Here is an 18,975-nt window from a genome sequence, read left to right on the forward strand (position 1 = left end):
ATGGTTTAGGACTAGAGATATGTATCCCTAGTACCTAAACCTTAATTGTTTTATCCCGTTTTAAATCGGGAGTATAGCTTACTTAAGCTCTACTTCAGCTCCTGCTTCTTCTAAAGATTTTTTAAGACCTTCTGCCTCATCTTTAGTTACACCTTCTTTGATTGGTGCTGGTGCACTATCAACGATTGCTTTAGCATCTTTTAATCCTAATCCAGTTAATTCTTTAACTAATTTTACAACTGCTAATTTAGAACCTCCTGCTGCTTTTAAGATAACATCAAATTCAGTTTTTTCTTCTGCTGCTTCTCCTCCTGCTGCTGGACCTGCTACTGCTACTGCTGCTGCTGCTGGCTCAATACCATACTCATCTTTTAAAATATCAGCTAATTCATTAACTTCTTTTACTGTTAAGTTAACTAATTGTTCTGCGAAATCTTTTAAATCTGCCATTTTAATTGTTTTTTGAAATTTTATTATTTAGTTTATTAGTGCGCGTAATTATTTATCTGATAACGTTTTTAAGATACCTGATAATTTACTACCTCCTGATTGTAATGCTGAAACAACATTCTTAGCAGGCGATTGTAATAATGAGATAATATCTCCGATAAGTTCTTCTTTAGACTTGATGTTAACTAGAGCGTCTAATTGGTCATCTCCAACATAAACCGACTCTTCAACAAAAGCTCCTTTTAATAAAGGTTTGTCTGATTTTTTTCTGAACTCTTTAATAACTTTTGCAGGTGCATTTGCTACCTCTGCAATCATCATTGATGTATTACCTTTTAAAACTCCTTGTAAGTCTCCGAAATCTTTATCAGAAGCTTCCATTGCTTTAGAAAGTAATGTATTTTTTACAACAGCTAATTCTACATTTGCTTTGAAACAAGCTCTACGTAAATTTGATGTAGTAGTTGCATCTAAAGCAGAAATATCTGCTAAGTAAATGATGCTTGTATCTGCTAATCTTGCTGTTAAATCTTGTATTACTTGTGATTTGTCTTCTCTTGTCATAATTAAAAAGTTTTAACTGCCTTATGATACAGATTTTTCATCTACAGCAACACTAGGACTCATAGTTGAAGACATAAAAATACTCTTAATATAGTCTCCTTTAGCCGCTGTTGGCTTTAATTTAATTAACGTTTGTAATAACTCGTTTGCATTTTCTTGAATCTTCTGAGCATCAAATGATACTTTTCCGATTGCAGCATGTACGATACCAGTTTTATCAACTTTAAAGTCAATTTTACCAGCTTTTACTTCTTGTACTGCTTTTGCAACGTTCATAGTTACTGTACCTGTTTTTGGGTTAGGCATTAAACCTCTTGGTCCTAAAACACGACCTAAAGGACCTAATTTACCCATAACACTTGGCATAGTAATAATTACATCAACATCTGTCCAACCTCCTTTAATTTTCTGAAGGTATTCATCTAATCCTACATAATCAGCACCCGCTTCTTTTGCTTCTGCTTCTTTATCTGGAGTAACTAATGCTAACACTTTTACATCTTTACCTGTTCCGTGTGGTAAAGTTACAACTCCACGTACCATTTGATTTGCTTTACGAGGATCTACTCCTAAACGTACCGCTAAATCAACTGAAGCGTCAAATTTTACAGTTGTAATTTCTTTAACTAAAGCTGATGCATCTTTTAAGCTATAAACTTTAGAGCTATCTACTTTAGAACGAGCTTCTTTTTGCTTTCTAGTAATTGCCATTTCTAAATTTCTTTTAAAGTTTAAGCAGGTGCATCACCTGTTACTGTTAATCCCATAGAACGAGCAGTTCCAGCAATCATCTTCATTGCAGATTCGACTTTAAAGGCATTCATATCTACCATTTTGTCTTCTGCAATTCCTCGAATTTGATCCCAAGAAACACTTGCTACTTTTTTCCTATTTGGTTCTCCTGAACCCTTCTTAATTTTGGCCGCTTCTAATAATTGTACTGCAGCTGGTGGTGTTTTTACAACAAACTCAAATGATTTGTCTGTATAAACGGTAATCACAACAGGTAATACTTTACCTTGTTTATCCTGTGTACGAGCATTGAACTGCTTACAGAATTCCATGATATTAACACCGGCAGCACCTAAAGCGGGTCCAACTGGTGGCGACGGATTCGCAGCACCTCCCCTTACTTGTAGTTTAACTAATTTACTTACTTCTTTTGCCATTGTTTAAGATTTAACGACACGTTTAAAATGGAAGCTTTAAACATGCCTAAATATAGGTGTAACTATTATATTTTCTCTACTTGCGTATAATTTAATTCTAATGGTGTTTTTCTTCCAAAAATCTTAACCATTACTTCTAATTTACGCTTTTCTTCATTTACGTTTTCAACTGCACCGTCAAAACCGTTAAATGGTCCATCAATTACCTTAACTGTTTCTCCAACATTGTAAGGAATTGCAATATTATCATCGCTTACAGAAAGTTCATCAACTTTACCTAACATTCTGTTTACTTCTGATTTACGCATTGGTACTGGTTCTCCTCCTTTAGTTTCACCTAAAAAACCAATAACACCTGTTACCGATTTAATTACGTGAGGAACTTCACCTGCTAAATTAGCTTCTACCATTACATAACCAGGAAAGTAAACTCTTTCTCTGTTAACTTTCTTTCCGTTTCTTACTTGAATTACTTTTTCAGTAGGAACGATAACTTGATTTACATAATCAGATAACCCAAAACGAGCTATTTCAGTCTCAATATAAGTTTTCACTTTATTTTCTTGACCACCTACTGCTCTAACTACATACCATTTCATTACTGAATCAGCCATCATTAAAACATTTTAAAGAAATTATCTAATCCTGTTTGAAAAACTTTATCTATTCCTGCTACTGCTAAAGCGAAAATAATCGTAAAAGCTGCAACAACTACAGTTGACTTTTGAGCCTCTTCACGAGATGCCCATGTCATGTTTGTATTTAATTCTTCAAAAGAACCTTTTATGTATTGTATAAAGTTATTCATGTTTTTATCCTTTTAACGAGCTGTGATTTAATATCGCAACTCGCTTTAGTTTTGCACGGATTGAGGGACTCGAACCCCCGACACCTGGTTTTGGAGACCAGTGCTCTACCAACTGAGCTAAACCCGTATTTCATTTTAAAAGGAGTCTCTCATTAAAGAGACTCCTTTTTTATATAGTATAAACTAATAAATTAGTCTAAAATTTCAGTTACCTGTCCTGCACCTACTGTTCTACCTCCTTCACGGATAGCAAACTGTAAACCTAAGTTTAATGCAATTGGCTGAATTAAATCAACTGTAATAGTTAAGTTATCTCCAGGCATAACCATCTCTACTCCATCAGGTAAGTTAATAGTACCTGTTACATCAGTTGTACGTACATAAAACTGTGGACGATAGTTATTATGGAATGGAGTGTGACGTCCACCTTCTTCTTTCTTTAAGACATAAACCTCAGCTTTAAATTTAGCGTGTGGTGTTACAGATCCTGGCTTAACAATTACCATTCCTCTTTTAATATCTTCTTTTGCAATACCTCTTAATAAGATACCAGCATTATCTCCAGCCTCACCTCTATCTAAGATTTGACGGAACATTTCGATACCAGTTACTGTAGAAGTTAACTTCTCAGTTCCCATACCAATAATTTCTACAGCATCTCCAGAGTTGATGATTCCTGTTTCAATACGACCAGTAGCAACAGTACCACGACCAGTAATTGAGAATACATCTTCAATTGGCATTAAGAAATCTTTTTCAGTTTCTCTTGGTGGCTCTTCAATCCAAGTATCAACAGCTTCCATTAATTCTAAAACTGTATTTACCCATTTCTCTTCTCCATTTAAAGCTCCTAAAGCAGATCCAGCTACTACAGGTCCATTATCTCCATCATACTCATAGAAAGATAATAAATCTCTAACTTCCATCTCTACTAACTCTAGTAACTCCTCATCATCTACCATATCCACTTTGTTTAAGAAAACAACAATACGCGGAATACCTACCTGACGACCTAATAAAATGTGCTCACGAGTTTGTGGCATTGGTCCATCAGTTGCAGCTACTACTAAAATAGCTCCATCCATTTGTGCAGCACCAGTTACCATGTTCTTTACGTAATCGGCGTGACCTGGACAGTCAACGTGCGCGTAGTGACGGTTTGCTGTTGCATACTCTACGTGAGAAGAGTTAATTGTTATACCTCTTTCTTTTTCTTCTGGAGCATTATCGATTTGATCAAAAGCTCTTTGTTCAGAAAATCCTGCATCTGCTAATACTTTTGTAATTGCAGCAGTTAAAGTAGTTTTACCGTGATCTACGTGACCAATAGTACCAACATTTAAGTGGGGCTTCGAACGATCGTAAGTTTCTTTTGCCATGATTATTAATTTTAATTCTTAGTTAAATATATTTAGTGTTACTTTAAATTCTTTTTTAAAAAAACTCTAAAAAAGAGCCAATGACCGGATTTGAACCGGTGACCTCATCCCTACCAAGGATGCGCTCTACCAACTGAGCTACACCGGCTTGGATAATTTTAGAGCGAAAGACCAGGTTCGAACTGGCGACATTCAGCTTGGAAGGCTGACGCTCTACCAACTGAGCTACTTTCGCGTATTTTTAAAACTTTTCATCAACAACTAAAAGTTGAAGCTTAGCATAATTGACTAATCAGTTTTAAAAAAGTGGGGAGAGCAGGATTCGAACCTGCGAAGTCGTAAGACAACGGAGTTACAGTCCGTCCCAGTTGGCCGCTTTGGTATCTCCCCTTTGGTAATTTAAACAATGTTAAAGAACTTAGTTTTTTATGAGCCGATGAGAGGACTCGAACCTCCGACCTGCTGATTACAAATCAGCTGCTCTAGCCAGCTGAGCTACATCGGCTTTTATTGTCATAAAAAAAACAATCCGCTATTTCTAACGGACTGCAAATGTATAAAGTAATTTTTATATTTTAAAACTTTTTTAGATTATTTTTTATCTTTTTATGAGACTAAGGAATCTCTGTGTTTTTCTTTTGATTTTTTTAAACTTCTTTTTAAAGAATCAATCGCAACATTTACGCCCTCTTCGAAAGTTTTGTTTTGTTTTTTTACCATTAATTCGCTACCTGGTATATTAATTTTAATCTCTGTAATTTTATTTTCTTTTTCACTAGTTTTTTGCACTTTTAAAAAAACTTCTGCATCAACTATCTTATCATGAAACTTCTCTAACCCTTCTACTTTTTTCTCAATATAATCTATTAAACTCTTATCTGCTGAAAAGTTAACTGACTGTGTGAATACTTTCATAATTTTTTCAATCTTTATTTGCTCCTCTAGGATGAGCCATGTTAAACACTTTTTTTATTTGCTCCAAGCTATTATGCGTATACACTTGGGTGGAGGCTAAACTTGAATGCCCTAGTAATTCTTTAACCGAATTTAACGACGCACCGTTATTTAATAAACGTGTCGCGAAAGCATGCCTTAATATATGCGGGCTTTTTTTTGCTTTCGTTGAGACTCTACTAAAGTACAAATTTATTATTCGGTAAACAAGAGTTTCATAAATTTTAGCACCTTTTTCTGTTATCAAAAGCGCATCTACTGCCACATTTTCTTTTAACCTTTTTAAGCTTAAATACTGATTTAAAGTTTTTAAAACCGAAGGCAGTAAAATCACAAATCTCTCTTTATTTCTTTTTCCTAAAACCTTTATTACCTGCTTACTTAAATCTATATCTTTTTCTTTTAAATTTATCAATTCTATTCGTCGCATACCTGTTGAATACAAAAGCTCTACTATCAGCTTATTTCTTACTGACTCAAAATCATCCTCTTCATCAAAAAAACTTAAAACCCCTTCTACTTCTTCATTATCAAAAGGTGTTTGTATTTTTTTTTGCACTTTTAAAGCTTTGTGCTTTGCTAATGGATTTACTTCTACCTCATTTATCTTCTGTAAAAATCCATAAAACGTTTTTAACGAACTAATTTTACGATTTACACTTCTGTTTGAAATACCTTTATTTATGAGAGCAACCATCCAGGTTCTTATTTGATTATAATGAACGTCTTTTATTTCTTCTTGATCAAACTCTTGCTTGCAAAAATCTTTAAACGAAGTTAAATCAACATTATAAGCGGTAATTGTATTTTTAGAATAATTTCTCTCAGACTCTAAATACCTTAAAAAAGCAGCAATAAGCATTCGTTATATTTTTAAAATAAATATACAAAAAAACCTGTATTGATAGTCAATACAGGTTTATATTCTCTTAGTAAATTATAATTAACTTACCTCTTCTTTCGTTCTTAATCCTTGAACGTAAGATGCTTTCATCATTTGAGCACGCTTAACAACAGACGGTTTATTAAACTGTTTCTTGTCTCGTAATTGTTTTAAGATTTTCACATCTCTAAACTTTCGCTTATAACGTTTTAACGCTCTATCGATATTCTCTCCTTCTTTAATTGGAATGATTAACATGTATTAGCACCTCCTTTCATTGTAGTCTCTAAATTTTTATTTTTAGGACTGCAAATGTACTTAGGATTTTTTAATAAACAATTATTATTTTCCTTTATTTAATAATTAGTTTATTCACCTGTTTTTCAACCACAAAAAAAACAATTAGGTTGCAGCTTTATATTCTTTTTTATCAATTACCATTTTTGCGATAATCTCTTTTAAAATTTCAGAAGTTCCACCACCGATAGGCCCTAAACGACTGTCTCTTAATAAACGAGCCAACGGATATTCTTCCATATAACCATAACCACCTAATAATTGTAAAGCTTCATAAATAACTTCGTCTGCCATTTTTGTTGACAACATTTTACTCATGCTTGCTTCCTTTACTACATACTGCCCATCGTTTAATCTCTTTGCAATTGAGTAATTATACTCTCTACACATATCAACTCTTGAGGCCATTTCTGCTATTTTATGACGTAAAACCTGAAACTTATCTAATGTTTTTCCAAAAGCTTCTCTTTCACTCATATAATTTACTACATAATCAACAGCAAACTCAGCTCTTGCGTGTGCATTTATAGCCATAACTAAACGCTCTAAAGCAAAATGCTGCATAATATACGGAAAACCTTTCCCTTCTTCTCCCATTAAATTATTAACAGGAATCACTACATTATCAAAAGCTATCTCTGCAGTGTCAGAAGCTCTCCATCCTAATTTATCTAATTTAGTTGATGAAATTCCTGGAGTATCTCTATCCACCACAAAAATACTCATTCCTTTATGCTTATCCTCCGGATTTGTTTTTGCGGCAACCACTAAGTAATCAGAATATACACCGTTTGTAATAAAAGTTTTAGATCCATTAATTACATAAGTATCCCCCTCTTTTACAGCTGTAGTTCTCATCCCTGCAACATCACTACCTCCAAAAGGTTCTGATATACATAAACATCCTATTTTATCACCGTTTATACTCGGTGTTAAATATGCTTTTTTTATTCTATCATCTCCTTCTTTATTTAAATGTGTCATTGCTAAATAAGCATGCGCCCACATAGTAGCTGCAAAACCTCCAGAATTTACCTTCTGTAACTCTTCTAAAAAAATAACAGTGTAAAAAAGATCTAATCCTAAGCCTCCATATTCTTCAGGTTGATTTAACCCAAAATATCCCATTTCACCAAACTTCTTCCATATAAAACGCTCTACGGTTCCGTCTTTTTCCCATTTATTTATATGAGGAACTACTTCTTTTTGTAAAAAGTCTTTAAAACTTTGACGAAAAAATTCGTGCTCCTCAGTAAAATACATACTATTCATAATTATATTTTCTGTTTGTTGTTTGTTTATTCTGCTTTCAAATATAAAACTATTCTATCGTATTTATCCATCGGAAAATCGACAATGTTTTTTATTTCTGATATATCTTGAAGTTCTGCCACTTCATCTCTGTATTCAAATATTTTTTTACACAAATCGTAATCTATATAAGGTATTTTGAGCACCTCTTTAAATGTTGCTGTATTTATGTTTAACCGAATAATTTTTTCTTTAGATTGACTCTCATCAACAATCATCTCTTTATCATAACTATTTTCAACAGCTACTTTTGATCTAAATGCTTTCTTTCTTTTTTCTTTTCGAAGAACCCAGTCTGGAAATTTAAAATATGGCGATATTTTTTTCAACAAACTATCTGACACCTTTGTTACTTGCTGAAATTCATTTATTGAGTTTACAAACCTATTTTGTTTTCTAAACTTATGTAATCTATCAATCTCTTTAATTGACATCCCTAATTTTTCTCCTTTAAAATCTGAAATATAATTTGGATTAAACGGGTAAATCTTTGGCTTTCTTTTTTCTATTTCAATCGCTTTTAAACTATCTATTTTAGATTGAAAAGCAAGTAATTCAGCCGAGTCAACTTCTATTAATTTATCCGAAGAAAAATCAACGAAAAAATAAACAAACTGGAGTGTAACTATAAGTATTATTAAAAAGAAAATCCCATTTCTTTGGCGTTTATTATACCAGAAATGGGATTTAAATATTTTCATTACTAAGACTGATTTACATTATTTAGCAAATTCTTTAATTGCTTTCATATACTTTGCTAATTCATCTTTCACCTTAGGTGCAAGCATTACAATACCTATCATATTTGGTACCATCATTGCAAAAATCATCGCATCTGAGAATCCTATTACAGAACCTAAACTTGCTGCAGAACCAATTACTACGAAAACACAAAATATAATTTTATACGTGTATTCCATTTTCTTGCTTCTTCCAAATAAATAAGCCCATCCTTGAAAACCATAATAAGACCAAGAAATCATTGTACTAAATGCAAATAAAACTACTGCAATTGTTAATACATATGGAAACCATGAAATAGCTGACTCAAAAGCTCCTGATGTTAATAAAATAGCTTGTGCATCGTTTAATCCTGCATTTGCTGACGTTACATTACCTGTAATAATTAACACCAACGCAGTCATTGTACAAACCACAACTGTATCGATAAATGGTTCTAATAAAGCTACTAAACCTTCTGATGCTGCATATTTTGTTTTTACAGCTGAATGTGCAATTGAGGCCGAACCAACACCTGCTTCGTTTGAAAAAGCAGCTCTTCTAAATCCTTGTACTAAAACTCCTATTGCTCCACCTGCCATTCCTTCAGGACTAAATGCTCCATTTATAATTTGCATAAAAGCATCGCCAATCATATTAATATTTGCAAAAATTACAAATAACGAAGCTGCAACATAAATTACTACCATAAAAGGCACAATCTTATCAGTTACTTTTGCTATTTTTTTAATTCCTCCAATAATAACAATACCTACTAGTACAGCCATTACCATACCAAATAACCATCCTTTACCATGTAATATAGACGCTTCTCCACCGGTAATATTTTCAACTAATTGAAATGCTTGATTAACTTGAAACATGTTTCCACCTCCAAAAGAACCTCCAATTACAAAAACTGCAAATAAACCTGCTAAAACCTTACCTAACGTTTTATTTTTTAAACCTTTTGTTAAATAATACATCGTCCCACCATATACAGTACCATCTGCTTCTATATCACGGTATTTTACACCTAATGTACACTCAACAAATTTAGATGCCATTCCTAAAAAACCTGCAACGATCATCCAAAAAGTAGCTCCGGCTCCACCAATAGAAACTGCAATTGCAACTCCCGCAATATTACCCAAACCAACTGTTGCTGATAAAGCTGCTGTTAATGCCTGAAAGTGCGATACCTCTCCCTCATGATCTTCAATCGCCATCGTTTCTATATGATCACCATCAGTAACATCACCTGCTCCATGCATAGATTCGTGATGATCTAACTCGTCATATTTACCTCTTACAATATTTATTGATGTAATTACACCTCTAAAATTTATAAACTTAAAATAAAAAGTAAAATATAAAGCCCCTAATATTAAAGGAAATAAAACCCAAAAAACTTTAATCCCTCCTCCGAAGTCAATTTGATAAAATATTAAATTTACAAACCATCCTGTTGCACTACCAAAAATTTCATCTATTTGTTGATCAATACCTTTTTCTTGTGCAAATGTTAACATCGGTGCTATTAATAATAACAACGTAAGGAGTTTTTTCTTCATAATAAAGTATATTATCTTTTAAATTAATAGTTCGCAATATCATAAAAAAATGAGCTCTCAACAAGTTTTAATAGTTAAATATGCTTTTTAAATTAACTTTTCCTTAAATTTTCGTAAATTTTCTTTGAAAGATTTTGGATATAATTGAAGTTCTCTATTTGTTTTTGTTAAATCAAAACCTGTTTTAAATGGTCTTTTTGCTTTTTGATTTAAAACCTGTGTAGATATTGGTTTTATTAAATTTTTATCTAATTTAAAAACCGCTGCAATTTGCTGTGCTATTTCGTAAACACTTAACAAAGTGTTGGATGAAACATTAAAAATTCCTGTTACTTTTTTATCCATCGCTAATTTACAAGCCAAAGCTAAATCTTCTACATAAGTTGGCATGCGATATTGATCGTTAACAATTGTGATTTCTTTTTTATCTTCTAACATTTGTTTTACCCACAACACAATATTATTTCGTGTCATATCAAAAACTTTTCCGTACACTAAAATGGTTCTAAGAATTGTATAGTCTATTTTCGAAGCTGTTAAAATATTTTCTGATTTTAATTTAGACATCCCATAATAACTTAACGGATTTGGCGCATCCGTTTCTTTATAAGGGCCATTTTTTCCATCAAAAATAAAATCTGTTGACAGATGAATTAAATGTGTGTTTGTTTTTTCGGAATATTCTTTTAAAAACCGCACAACATCAATATTTAATATATCGCAGGCTGCTTTATTGTCTTCGCAAGCATCAACGTTAGTCATTGCTGCAGTATTTACAATCACATCAGGACTATATTCTTTAAGCTTTTGTTTAAGTAGTAATTTATCTGTAACATCAATAGAAATGTACTTAAAATCATCTCTTCCACTTCTATTTCCTCCTCTTGAAAAACCAATTACTTTATATTTTTCTTTATCCTGTAATAGAAGATTTACTAAAGTTTGACCTAGCAAACCATTACTTCCTGTAATAACTATGTTTTTCATTAAAATAACTCTCTTAATTTAATTATTTGTTTAGGACGCCCTAAAACAATTAAATTTGCTCCTGCTGTAAGTTTTACAGAAGCATCAGGATTTATGATATATTCTTTTTCTGACGTACGATAACCGATAACGGTACAGCCTGTTTTTTTTCGTAAATCTAAATCTAAAATTGTTCGATTTAAATATTTTTCCGGTAAATTATCTATTGCTATTTCTTCAAGGTTTGCAGTAGTATCTCCTTCAATAGTTAATCTATCTACAAATTCAATTACATCAGGTGTAACTACTAAAGACGCCATATGCGCACCCCCTAATTTATCGGGCATAATTACATTATCTGCTCCAGCAATTTTAAGTTTACTATACGATGTTTCTTTTGAGGCTCTACTTATAATTCTACATTTTTTATTTAACTGACTAGCTGTTAATACAACAAACAAATTATCAGCATCCGAAGGTAAAACTGTTATTAAATTAGCTGCGTTTAAAATTCCTGCTTTTAATAATGTTTCATCTAAAGTCGCATCACCTTCAATGTTTAAAACTCCGTTTTCATCGAGTTTTTTAACAATTTCTTCATGTTTTTCTATTACAACAACGTCTTTATTATAATTATTTAATTTAGCTATTGCTTGTTTTCCATTTCTACCATACCCACACACAATAGTATGTCCATTTAATTTCTCTATACTCTTTTTCACTTTTTTTATTTTTAGTTGACGAAAAAATTGTCCGCTTATTAAATATTCTGAAAAAGAAGATACAGCATACCCGAATATAAATAAACTAGACAGTATCAATCCAATTGTAAATATCTTTTCTCCTGTACCAAACGGATGTACTTCTCCAAAACCTATAGTAGTTATGGTAATTACCGTCATATACAAGGCATCAATAAAAGAATAATTAAATAAAATAAGGTATCCTCCTACTCCTATCGATAAAATTAAAACTGAAAACAGTATAGCCTTGTATAATCTTGACTTAAATACGAGATTCATCATAAATCAAAAACAGAAGTTCTTTTAGTGTACACCATATCTTTTAATCGTAATAAAAAAGCCAATGTTAAATACACTCCAAATGACAATCCTATGGTTACAAACGATATATAAATAAAAAACAATCGCACATTTGTTGCCCGCATACCTAAACGATCTGCCAACCGAGAAGACACTGCAAAACCATGACGTTCAAAAAAATGACGTACCGCGTGAATAAACTTCATATATAAATAGGTTTTAAATGCAAGATACCAATTTACAATCATTTGTTTACAACATCAGCTATAAAATAAATTTGGTTTTGGTAACTTTGCTTTTTTCGTAAAAAGCACACTTTGAAAGATCAAGAGCACATAGAAGTATACGGAGCCCGAGCTCATAATTTAAAAAACATTGATGTAAAAATTCCTCGTGAAAAACTGGTAGTTATTACTGGTTTAAGCGGAAGTGGAAAATCATCTTTAGCCTTCGATACTATTTATGCCGAAGGGCAACGTAGGTATATTGAAACTTTTTCGGCATATGCACGTCAGTTTTTAGGCGGCCTAGAAAGACCTGATGTTGATAAAATTGATGGTTTATCGCCCGTAATTTCTATCGAACAAAAAACCACCAATAAAAGCCCACGTTCAACAGTAGGAACCATTACCGAAATTTACGATTTTCTTCGCTTGCTGTTTTCTCGTGCCTCGGATGCATACTCATACAATACCGATGAGAAAATGGTGAGTTATTCTGATGAGCAAATCAAACAATTAATTTTAAAAGACTTTAACGAAAAACGAATTGCCATTTTAGCACCTTTAATTAAATCAAGAAAGGGGCATTATCGTGAGCTTTTCGAACAAATTTCAAAACAAGGTTTTGTACGTGTTCGTGTAGATGGAGAAATAAAAGAAATTGTAAAGGGAATGAAACTTGATCGATACAAAACTCATGATATTGAGGTGGTAATCGATCGTTTAGCTGTTAATAGTAAATCAGAAAAAAGGTTAGAAGAAACTATAAAAACAGCTTTATATACTGGGAATAATATTTTAATGGTGGTTGATGTTGACGATGAAAAACCACGTTATTTTAGTCGCGAATTAATGTGTCCTACTACCGGAATAGCATACCCAAATCCTGAGCCAAATACATTTTCATTCAACTCTCCAAGAGGCGCTTGTTCACATTGTAACGGACTAGGAACAACAAACCAAATTAACGAACAAAAAATAATTCCAGACCCTACAATTTCAATTAAAAAAGGAGGAATTGTTCCTTTAGGAGAGCAAAAAAATAGCTGGATTTTTAAACAACTACAAACCATTGCCGACAGGCATAACTTTAAACTTACCGACCCGATAGATAAAATTCCATCAAAAGCTATGGATATTATTTTACACGGTGGTAACGAAAAATTTGAAATAAACTCTAAAGACCTTGGAGTTACCAGAAATTACGAAATTGACTTTGAAGGAATTATCGCTTTTATAGAAAACCAATATAAAAGTGCCGAAAGCACCACTATTAAACGTTGGGCAAAAGACTTTATGGACGAAGTTAAATGCGCTGTTTGTGAAGGTAAAAGACTAAAAAAAGAAGCGCTCCATTTTAAATTTACCGATAAAAACATTAGTGATTTAGCGCAAATGGATGTTTCTGATTTAGCAACTTGGTTTAAAAACATCGAAAAAGAGCTTTCAGAAAAACAACTCACCATTGCTGCTGAAATCTTAAAAGAAATACGAACTAGAATTCAGTTTCTACTCGACGTAGGATTGGATTATTTAACTTTAGACAGAACTTCAAAATCACTTTCTGGTGGAGAAGCCCAACGAATTCGATTAGCAACGCAAATTGGCTCGCAATTAGTTGGTGTTTTATATATTTTAGATGAGCCAAGTATTGGTTTACATCAGCGCGACAATGAAAAACTTATCAATTCATTAATTAAATTACGTGATGTTGGTAACTCTGTTTTAGTAGTTGAGCACGATAAAGATATGATTGAACAAGCTGATTTTGTTTTTGATATTGGCCCAGGCGCTGGAGTACACGGAGGTGAAATTGTAAGCGCAGGAACTTTTGATGATTTAAAAAAACACAATACTTTAACTGCCGATTATTTAACTGGTAGAAAAGAAATCGCTGTTCCGAAGAAAAGAAGAGAAGGAAACGGAAATTTTATTAAACTTTCTGGAGCTACAGGAAATAACTTAAAAAATGTGTCTGTAAAATTTCCTTTAGGGCAAATGATTTGTGTTACTGGAGTTTCAGGTAGTGGAAAATCAACCTTAATAAACGAAACTTTATACCCTATTTTAAATGCTCATATTTACCGTGGCGTAAAAAAACCAATGCCTTATAAAAAAATTGAAGGTTTAGAGCACATTGACAAAGTTATTGATATTGACCAATCTCCTATTGGTAGAACTCCCCGCTCAAATCCGGCAACATATACAGGTACTTTTGGCGAAATCCGAAGTTTATTTGCAAAAACTCCCGAAGCTGCTATTCGCGGTTATAAACCTGGTCGCTTTAGTTTTAACGTAAAAGGTGGTCGCTGCGAAACTTGTCAAGGTGGCGGAGTTAGAGTTATTGAAATGAACTTTTTACCTGATGTTCATGTAGAATGTGAAACTTGTCAAGGTAAACGTTTTAACAGAGAAACATTAGAAATTCGTTATAAAGGAAAATCAATTTCTGATATTTTAGAGATGACAATTAATGAAGCCACTAAATTCTTTGAACATATTCCTAAAATATATCGAAAATTAAAAACCATTCAAGATGTTGGTCTCGGATACATAACACTCGGACAACAATCTACCACACTTTCTGGCGGAGAAGCACAACGTATAAAATTAGCTTCAGAATTAAGCAAAAGAGATACCGGAAATACTTTTTATATTTTAGATGAACCTACCACAGGGTTACATTTTGAAGACATTCGTGTTTTAATGGAAGTATTAAATAAATTAGCAAACAAAGGAAATACGGTATTAATTATTGAACATAATTTAGATGTAATAAAACTTGCCGATTATATTGTTGACATCGGAATGGAAGGCGGTAAAAATGGTGGTACTGTTTTAGCTACCGGTACTCCCGAAAAAGTAGCCAAACATAAAACTAGTTATACGGCTAAGTTTTTAAAAAAAGAGCTAAATTAGCAGGCTTGCTAAAAAAGTAAATTTAGCACGTATTATTAATTGTTAAATTAAAAGAACACGAAGATTATGAGTCCGAACGATGACAGAAAAATTACAGAAAAACTATTACCAAAAACTTGGAACGAAATAAAAACAAATGACTCTTGGGCTATTTTTAAAATTATGGCCGAATTTGTTCATGGATATGAAAAATTAAGTAAAATAGGACCTTGTGTATCTATTTTTGGTTCTGCAAGAACTAAAACCGACGATCCTTATTATAAATTAGCTGAAGAAGTCGGTTATAAATTAACCCAAAATGGTTTTGGTGTTATTACTGGTGGTGGCCCTGGAATTATGGAAGCTGGTAATAAAGGAGCAGACAGAGGTAAAGGAACATCTGTTGGGTTAAATATTGAACTTCCTTTTGAACAACATGACAATCCTTGGATTGACCATGATAAAAATTTAAATTTCGATTACTTTTTTGTACGTAAAGTAATGTTTGTAAAATACTCTCAAGGTTTTGTGGTAATGCCTGGTGGTTTCGGAACTTTAGATGAACTTTTTGAAGCAATTACCTTAATTCAAACCAACAAAATTGGTCGTTTCCCTATTGTTTTAGTTGGTAAAAAGTTTTGGGGAGGTTTGTTAGACTGGATTAAAAACACCTTATTAGAAGAAGGAAATATTAGTGAAAAAGACCTAAATTTATTTAGAGTTGTTGATACAGCGGATGAAGCTGTAGAACATTTTAATAAATTTTACACGAAATATCAATTAAAACCAAATTTCTAAAAATAATTATATTTACAGCTCGTTGAACATTCAGCGAGCTTTTTTATTTTAAATTTGAAAAAACAACGACTCCTCTTTTTATCTTTTCTTTTTTTGTGCTGCTACAACTTAATAGCTCAAAAAAATACTATTGAAATAAATGCAAAATTAAATGACAAGAAAGATTTACTTCTTGTTCAGCAAAAAATTGTTTATTACAACAACTCATCAGTAAATTTAAAAACCATTTTTCTTCATAATTGGGCAAATAGCTTTAAAAGCAATCAAACTCCATTAGGCAAACGTTTTATTGATGATTATAAAAAGTCTTTTTATTTTGCTGAAAAAAAAGATCGAGGACATACCAAAATTCACAATTTAACAGCTAATTTTAAGCAAGTTTCTTTCAAAGAAAAAAAAGCTGATATTATCGAAGTAACGTTAAACAACACTTTAAAACCTAAAGACAGTGTTGCTTTTTCAATTACTTATTCCATTAAAATACCAAACGCAAAATTTACTGGATACGGAAAAACAAAAACAGGATATCACCTACGTTTTTGGAACATTACTCCTGCTGTTTATCAAAAAAAATGGCATTTGATGAGTAATTTAAATATTGATGATTTATATGAAAGTTTATCTAACTATACTATAAAAATTAATATTCCTAAAGAATATGCTCTTGAAAGTAATTTACATCAATCTAAAATAAAAAAAGAAAACTCAACAAATTATCTTTTAACAGGTAAAAACAAAAAAGACATCATTCTTAACATTGACTCTCTTAAAACTTTGATTTCTTTTAAAACGAAAAACAAAGAAATTAAAACAGATGTTTATTTAAAAAGTATTTCTATTGATACTACCACAAAAATTATCACTAAACAAATTGATTTTATCGAACATTTTTTAGGGAAAAATCCGCATAAAGAAATTTTAGTTGATGCTACAACTATTAACAAAAACTCGATCTATGAAATTTATGGACTTCCGAAATGGTTAAAACCTTTTCCTAAAAATTTTAGATGGGAAATCAATTTTTTTAGAGCACTTACTAAAAAATATATTGAAGATATTTTAATTTTAAATCAGCGAACTGATTATTGGCTTACTAATGGATTGGAGAATTTTTTAATGATAAAATATATCGATAAACATTATCCTAACGTAACTGTTTTGGGAAAATACTCGAATTACTGGCCCATAAAAACTTATAATATTTCTAAATTAAAACAAAACGACAAATATGCTTTTGTATATCAATTTAGTGCTCGTAAATTTTATGATCAAGCTTTAACAACTTCTGCCGATTCGCTTTCAAATTTTAATCGAAAAATTGTAAACGGATATAAAGCTGCATTAGGTTTAAAGTACCTTCAAGATTTTATTGGTGGCGATACTTTAGTAAATTCATTAAAAGAATTTTACGCAAAAAATCAACTAAAACTAAGTAAATCATCTCAATTTAAAGAAATACTTACTAAAAACACATCAAAAGATTTAAGCTGGTTTTTTAACGACTATTTAAATACAAGTAAAAAAATTGATTATAAAATAAAAAAAATCATTAATAATAAAAATAGTGATTCGTTAAAAGTTGTTATTAAAAACAAAAGAAATTTTGCATCGCCAATAGCACTGTATGGTATCCAAAAAAAGAAAATTCAATTTAAAAAGTGGATTACCGGAACCGATTCAATAAAAACAATTAAAATAAAAAAAGGCTATTTTGATAAGCTAGCTCTTAATTACGAAAACAATTATCCTGAATACAATTCTTTAGATAATTTCAGAAAAATAAACAATACATTACTTAACAAACCTTTACAGTTTCGTTTTTTTAAAGATGTAGAAAATCCATATTACAATCAGATATTTTACTATCCAGATGTTAAATATAATTATTATGATGGAGCAATACTTGGTTTAAACCTTAACAACAGGTCGTTAGTTAATCATAATTTTGAATTTAGTTTAACCCCTAATTACAGTACAAAAAGCAAGTCTTTAACAGGCTCATATTCTTTCACTTACCATCATTATTTTAAAAAATCTCAAATTTATAAAATCCGATACGGCTTTAGTGGTAGCACCTATCATTATGCACCAAAACTTATTTACAATAAATTTTCGCCGTCTGTAAGCTTACATTTTAAACGAAACTCACTTCGTGATAATGGTTCAAAAAGTATTATTGCGCGTTTAATTAGTGTAGATAAAGAGGTTGAAGCCAATACACTTAAAGAAGAAAGTGACAAATACAATGTTTTTAACCTACGTTATGTTCGCTCTAAATTCGATGCAATTAACACGACTTCTTACGCTATAAACACTGAATTTAATTCTACTTTTAGTAAAATATCAACCGATATTCGTCACCGTACTCACTTTTCTGCTAATAAAAGTTTTGAAATTCGTTTTTTCGGTGGTTTATTTATACATAACAATTCTAAAAGCGACTATTTTAGCTTCGGATTAAACTCTGGATCTGATTATTTATTTGAACAAAATTTGTTTGGTCGTTCAGAAAGATCTGGACTTTTTAGCCAGCAATTTGTAATTGATCAAGCGGGATTTAAATCTAAATATAGTACACCTCAATTTTCAAATCAATTTATTTCATCAGTAAATACTAGTGTTGGTATTTATAAAAATTTAGAATTTTACAATGATTTTGCCATGTTGAAAAACAGAAACAAATCGCCCAATTTTTTTTATGAAAACGGAATCCGTTTAAATTTTATTCCAAATATCTTCGAATTTTATCTTCCTATATACACAAACGAAGGCTTTGAAATCAATTCTGGAAATTATACTTCAAAAATTCGTTTTGTTATTTCTACAAATGTCGATCGTATTTATAACTTTCTTAGAAGAGGACTATTATAGATACTTCAACAAATCTTGTTTTTTTTCTATTTTTTTAAAGAATATTCAATAAAAATTGAAATTTTTAAA

The 18,975-nt window shown here is 31.6% G+C and carries 19 protein-coding genes and 5 tRNA genes; 3 read left to right on the forward strand and 21 right to left on the reverse strand.

Translation table 11 applies throughout. The features are described 5' to 3' along the window. Window positions 1-78: 78 nt before the first annotated feature. From rplL to ACN5J5_RS02430, 21 genes are all read right to left on the reverse strand, one after another. On the reverse strand, window positions 79-450 hold the full coding sequence (gene rplL / locus ACN5J5_RS02330; RefSeq protein ID WP_068704503.1) for a 50S ribosomal protein L7/L12: 372 nt from the start codon (window positions 448-450) through the stop codon (window positions 79-81). A 48-nt stretch (window positions 451-498) separates the two neighbouring features. Next, entirely contained in the window at window positions 499-1,014 is a 516-nt protein-coding gene (gene rplJ, locus ACN5J5_RS02335) for a 50S ribosomal protein L10 (protein WP_068704505.1), read from the reverse strand. 21 nt (window positions 1,015-1,035) lie between these two features. Then, window positions 1,036-1,725: a 50S ribosomal protein L1 gene (rplA, locus tag ACN5J5_RS02340; protein WP_218773117.1), complete on the reverse strand. Its 690-nt coding sequence runs from the start codon at window positions 1,723-1,725 to the stop codon at window positions 1,036-1,038. Window positions 1,726-1,745: 20 nt separating this feature from the next. Next, a complete protein-coding gene (gene rplK / locus ACN5J5_RS02345; protein WP_418645741.1) occupies window positions 1,746-2,183 on the reverse strand; it encodes a 50S ribosomal protein L11 in 438 nt (145 codons plus the stop codon). A 65-nt stretch (window positions 2,184-2,248) separates the two neighbouring features. Beyond that, entirely contained in the window at window positions 2,249-2,797 is a 549-nt protein-coding gene (gene nusG, locus ACN5J5_RS02350) for a transcription termination/antitermination protein NusG (protein WP_418645742.1), read from the reverse strand. A 2-nt stretch (window positions 2,798-2,799) separates the two neighbouring features. Then, window positions 2,800-2,991 (reverse strand): preprotein translocase subunit SecE, encoded by a 192-nt coding sequence (gene secE / locus ACN5J5_RS02355; protein ID WP_418645743.1) that lies wholly within the window; start codon window positions 2,989-2,991, stop codon window positions 2,800-2,802. Window positions 2,992-3,045: 54 nt separating this feature from the next. Continuing rightward, window positions 3,046-3,118: transfer RNA gene (locus ACN5J5_RS02360), tRNA-Trp, on the reverse strand. Window positions 3,119-3,182: 64 nt separating this feature from the next. Next, window positions 3,183-4,370: an elongation factor Tu gene (gene tuf / locus ACN5J5_RS02365; protein ID WP_303555686.1), complete on the reverse strand. Its 1,188-nt coding sequence runs from the start codon at window positions 4,368-4,370 to the stop codon at window positions 3,183-3,185. A gap of 75 nt (window positions 4,371-4,445) precedes the next feature. Then, window positions 4,446-4,518 (reverse strand) — tRNA-Thr (locus ACN5J5_RS02370). Window positions 4,519-4,532: 14 nt separating this feature from the next. Further along, window positions 4,533-4,605 (reverse strand) — tRNA-Gly (locus ACN5J5_RS02375). Between the two features lie 72 nt (window positions 4,606-4,677). Then, window positions 4,678-4,760 (reverse strand) — tRNA-Tyr (locus ACN5J5_RS02380). A 41-nt stretch (window positions 4,761-4,801) separates the two neighbouring features. Continuing rightward, window positions 4,802-4,875, reverse strand: a tRNA-Thr gene (locus tag ACN5J5_RS02385). A gap of 101 nt (window positions 4,876-4,976) precedes the next feature. Then, entirely contained in the window at window positions 4,977-5,285 is a 309-nt protein-coding gene (gene hpf, locus ACN5J5_RS02390; RefSeq protein WP_418645744.1) for a ribosome hibernation-promoting factor, HPF/YfiA family, read from the reverse strand. Window positions 5,286-5,292: 7 nt separating this feature from the next. After that, complete coding sequence (locus ACN5J5_RS02395; RefSeq protein ID WP_418645745.1) at window positions 5,293-6,186, reverse strand: tyrosine-type recombinase/integrase; 894 nt, start codon at window positions 6,184-6,186, stop codon at window positions 5,293-5,295. An 81-nt stretch (window positions 6,187-6,267) separates the two neighbouring features. Next, complete coding sequence (rpsU, locus tag ACN5J5_RS02400; protein ID WP_068704520.1) at window positions 6,268-6,465, reverse strand: 30S ribosomal protein S21; 198 nt, start codon at window positions 6,463-6,465, stop codon at window positions 6,268-6,270. A gap of 144 nt (window positions 6,466-6,609) precedes the next feature. Beyond that, entirely contained in the window at window positions 6,610-7,776 is a 1,167-nt protein-coding gene (locus tag ACN5J5_RS02405; RefSeq protein WP_418645746.1) for an acyl-CoA dehydrogenase family protein, read from the reverse strand. 26 nt (window positions 7,777-7,802) lie between these two features. Then, a complete protein-coding gene (locus ACN5J5_RS02410) occupies window positions 7,803-8,516 on the reverse strand; it encodes a ComEA family DNA-binding protein (RefSeq protein WP_418645747.1) in 714 nt (237 codons plus the stop codon). Between the two features lie 18 nt (window positions 8,517-8,534). Beyond that, window positions 8,535-10,109, reverse strand: coding sequence for an alanine/glycine:cation symporter family protein (locus ACN5J5_RS02415; protein ID WP_418645748.1), 1,575 nt, complete (start codon window positions 10,107-10,109; stop codon window positions 8,535-8,537). Between the two features lie 87 nt (window positions 10,110-10,196). Next, the gene (locus tag ACN5J5_RS02420; protein ID WP_418645749.1) at window positions 10,197-11,096 is read right to left on the reverse strand and encodes an SDR family oxidoreductase; all 900 of its coding nucleotides are present in this window, start codon (window positions 11,094-11,096) and stop codon (window positions 10,197-10,199) included. Further along, window positions 11,096-12,097: a potassium channel family protein gene (locus tag ACN5J5_RS02425; protein WP_068704831.1), complete on the reverse strand. Its 1,002-nt coding sequence runs from the start codon at window positions 12,095-12,097 to the stop codon at window positions 11,096-11,098. Before ACN5J5_RS02425 ends, ACN5J5_RS02420 begins: the two co-directional genes overlap by 1 nt. Then, window positions 12,097-12,324: a PspC family transcriptional regulator gene (locus ACN5J5_RS02430; RefSeq protein ID WP_068704829.1), complete on the reverse strand. Its 228-nt coding sequence runs from the start codon at window positions 12,322-12,324 to the stop codon at window positions 12,097-12,099. Before ACN5J5_RS02430 ends, ACN5J5_RS02425 begins: the two co-directional genes overlap by 1 nt. Window positions 12,325-12,435: 111 nt before the next feature. Here ACN5J5_RS02430 and uvrA point away from each other — a divergent pair, with 111 nt between their 5' ends. The 3 genes from uvrA (at window position 12,436) to ACN5J5_RS02445 (ending at window position 18,906) form a co-directional block, all read left to right on the forward strand. Further along, window positions 12,436-15,258 (forward strand): excinuclease ABC subunit UvrA, encoded by a 2,823-nt coding sequence (gene uvrA / locus ACN5J5_RS02435; RefSeq protein ID WP_418645750.1) that lies wholly within the window; start codon window positions 12,436-12,438, stop codon window positions 15,256-15,258. Window positions 15,259-15,324: 66 nt separating this feature from the next. Then, the gene (locus ACN5J5_RS02440; protein ID WP_418645751.1) at window positions 15,325-16,035 is read left to right on the forward strand and encodes a TIGR00730 family Rossman fold protein; all 711 of its coding nucleotides are present in this window, start codon (window positions 15,325-15,327) and stop codon (window positions 16,033-16,035) included. A 54-nt stretch (window positions 16,036-16,089) separates the two neighbouring features. Continuing rightward, window positions 16,090-18,906 (forward strand): aminopeptidase, encoded by a 2,817-nt coding sequence (locus ACN5J5_RS02445; protein WP_418645752.1) that lies wholly within the window; start codon window positions 16,090-16,092, stop codon window positions 18,904-18,906. Window positions 18,907-18,975 lie beyond the last annotated feature (69 nt).

The organism is Tenacibaculum insulae (assembly GCF_964512435.1).
Classification (GTDB): Bacteria; Bacteroidota; Bacteroidia; order Flavobacteriales; family Flavobacteriaceae; genus Polaribacter; species Polaribacter insulae_A.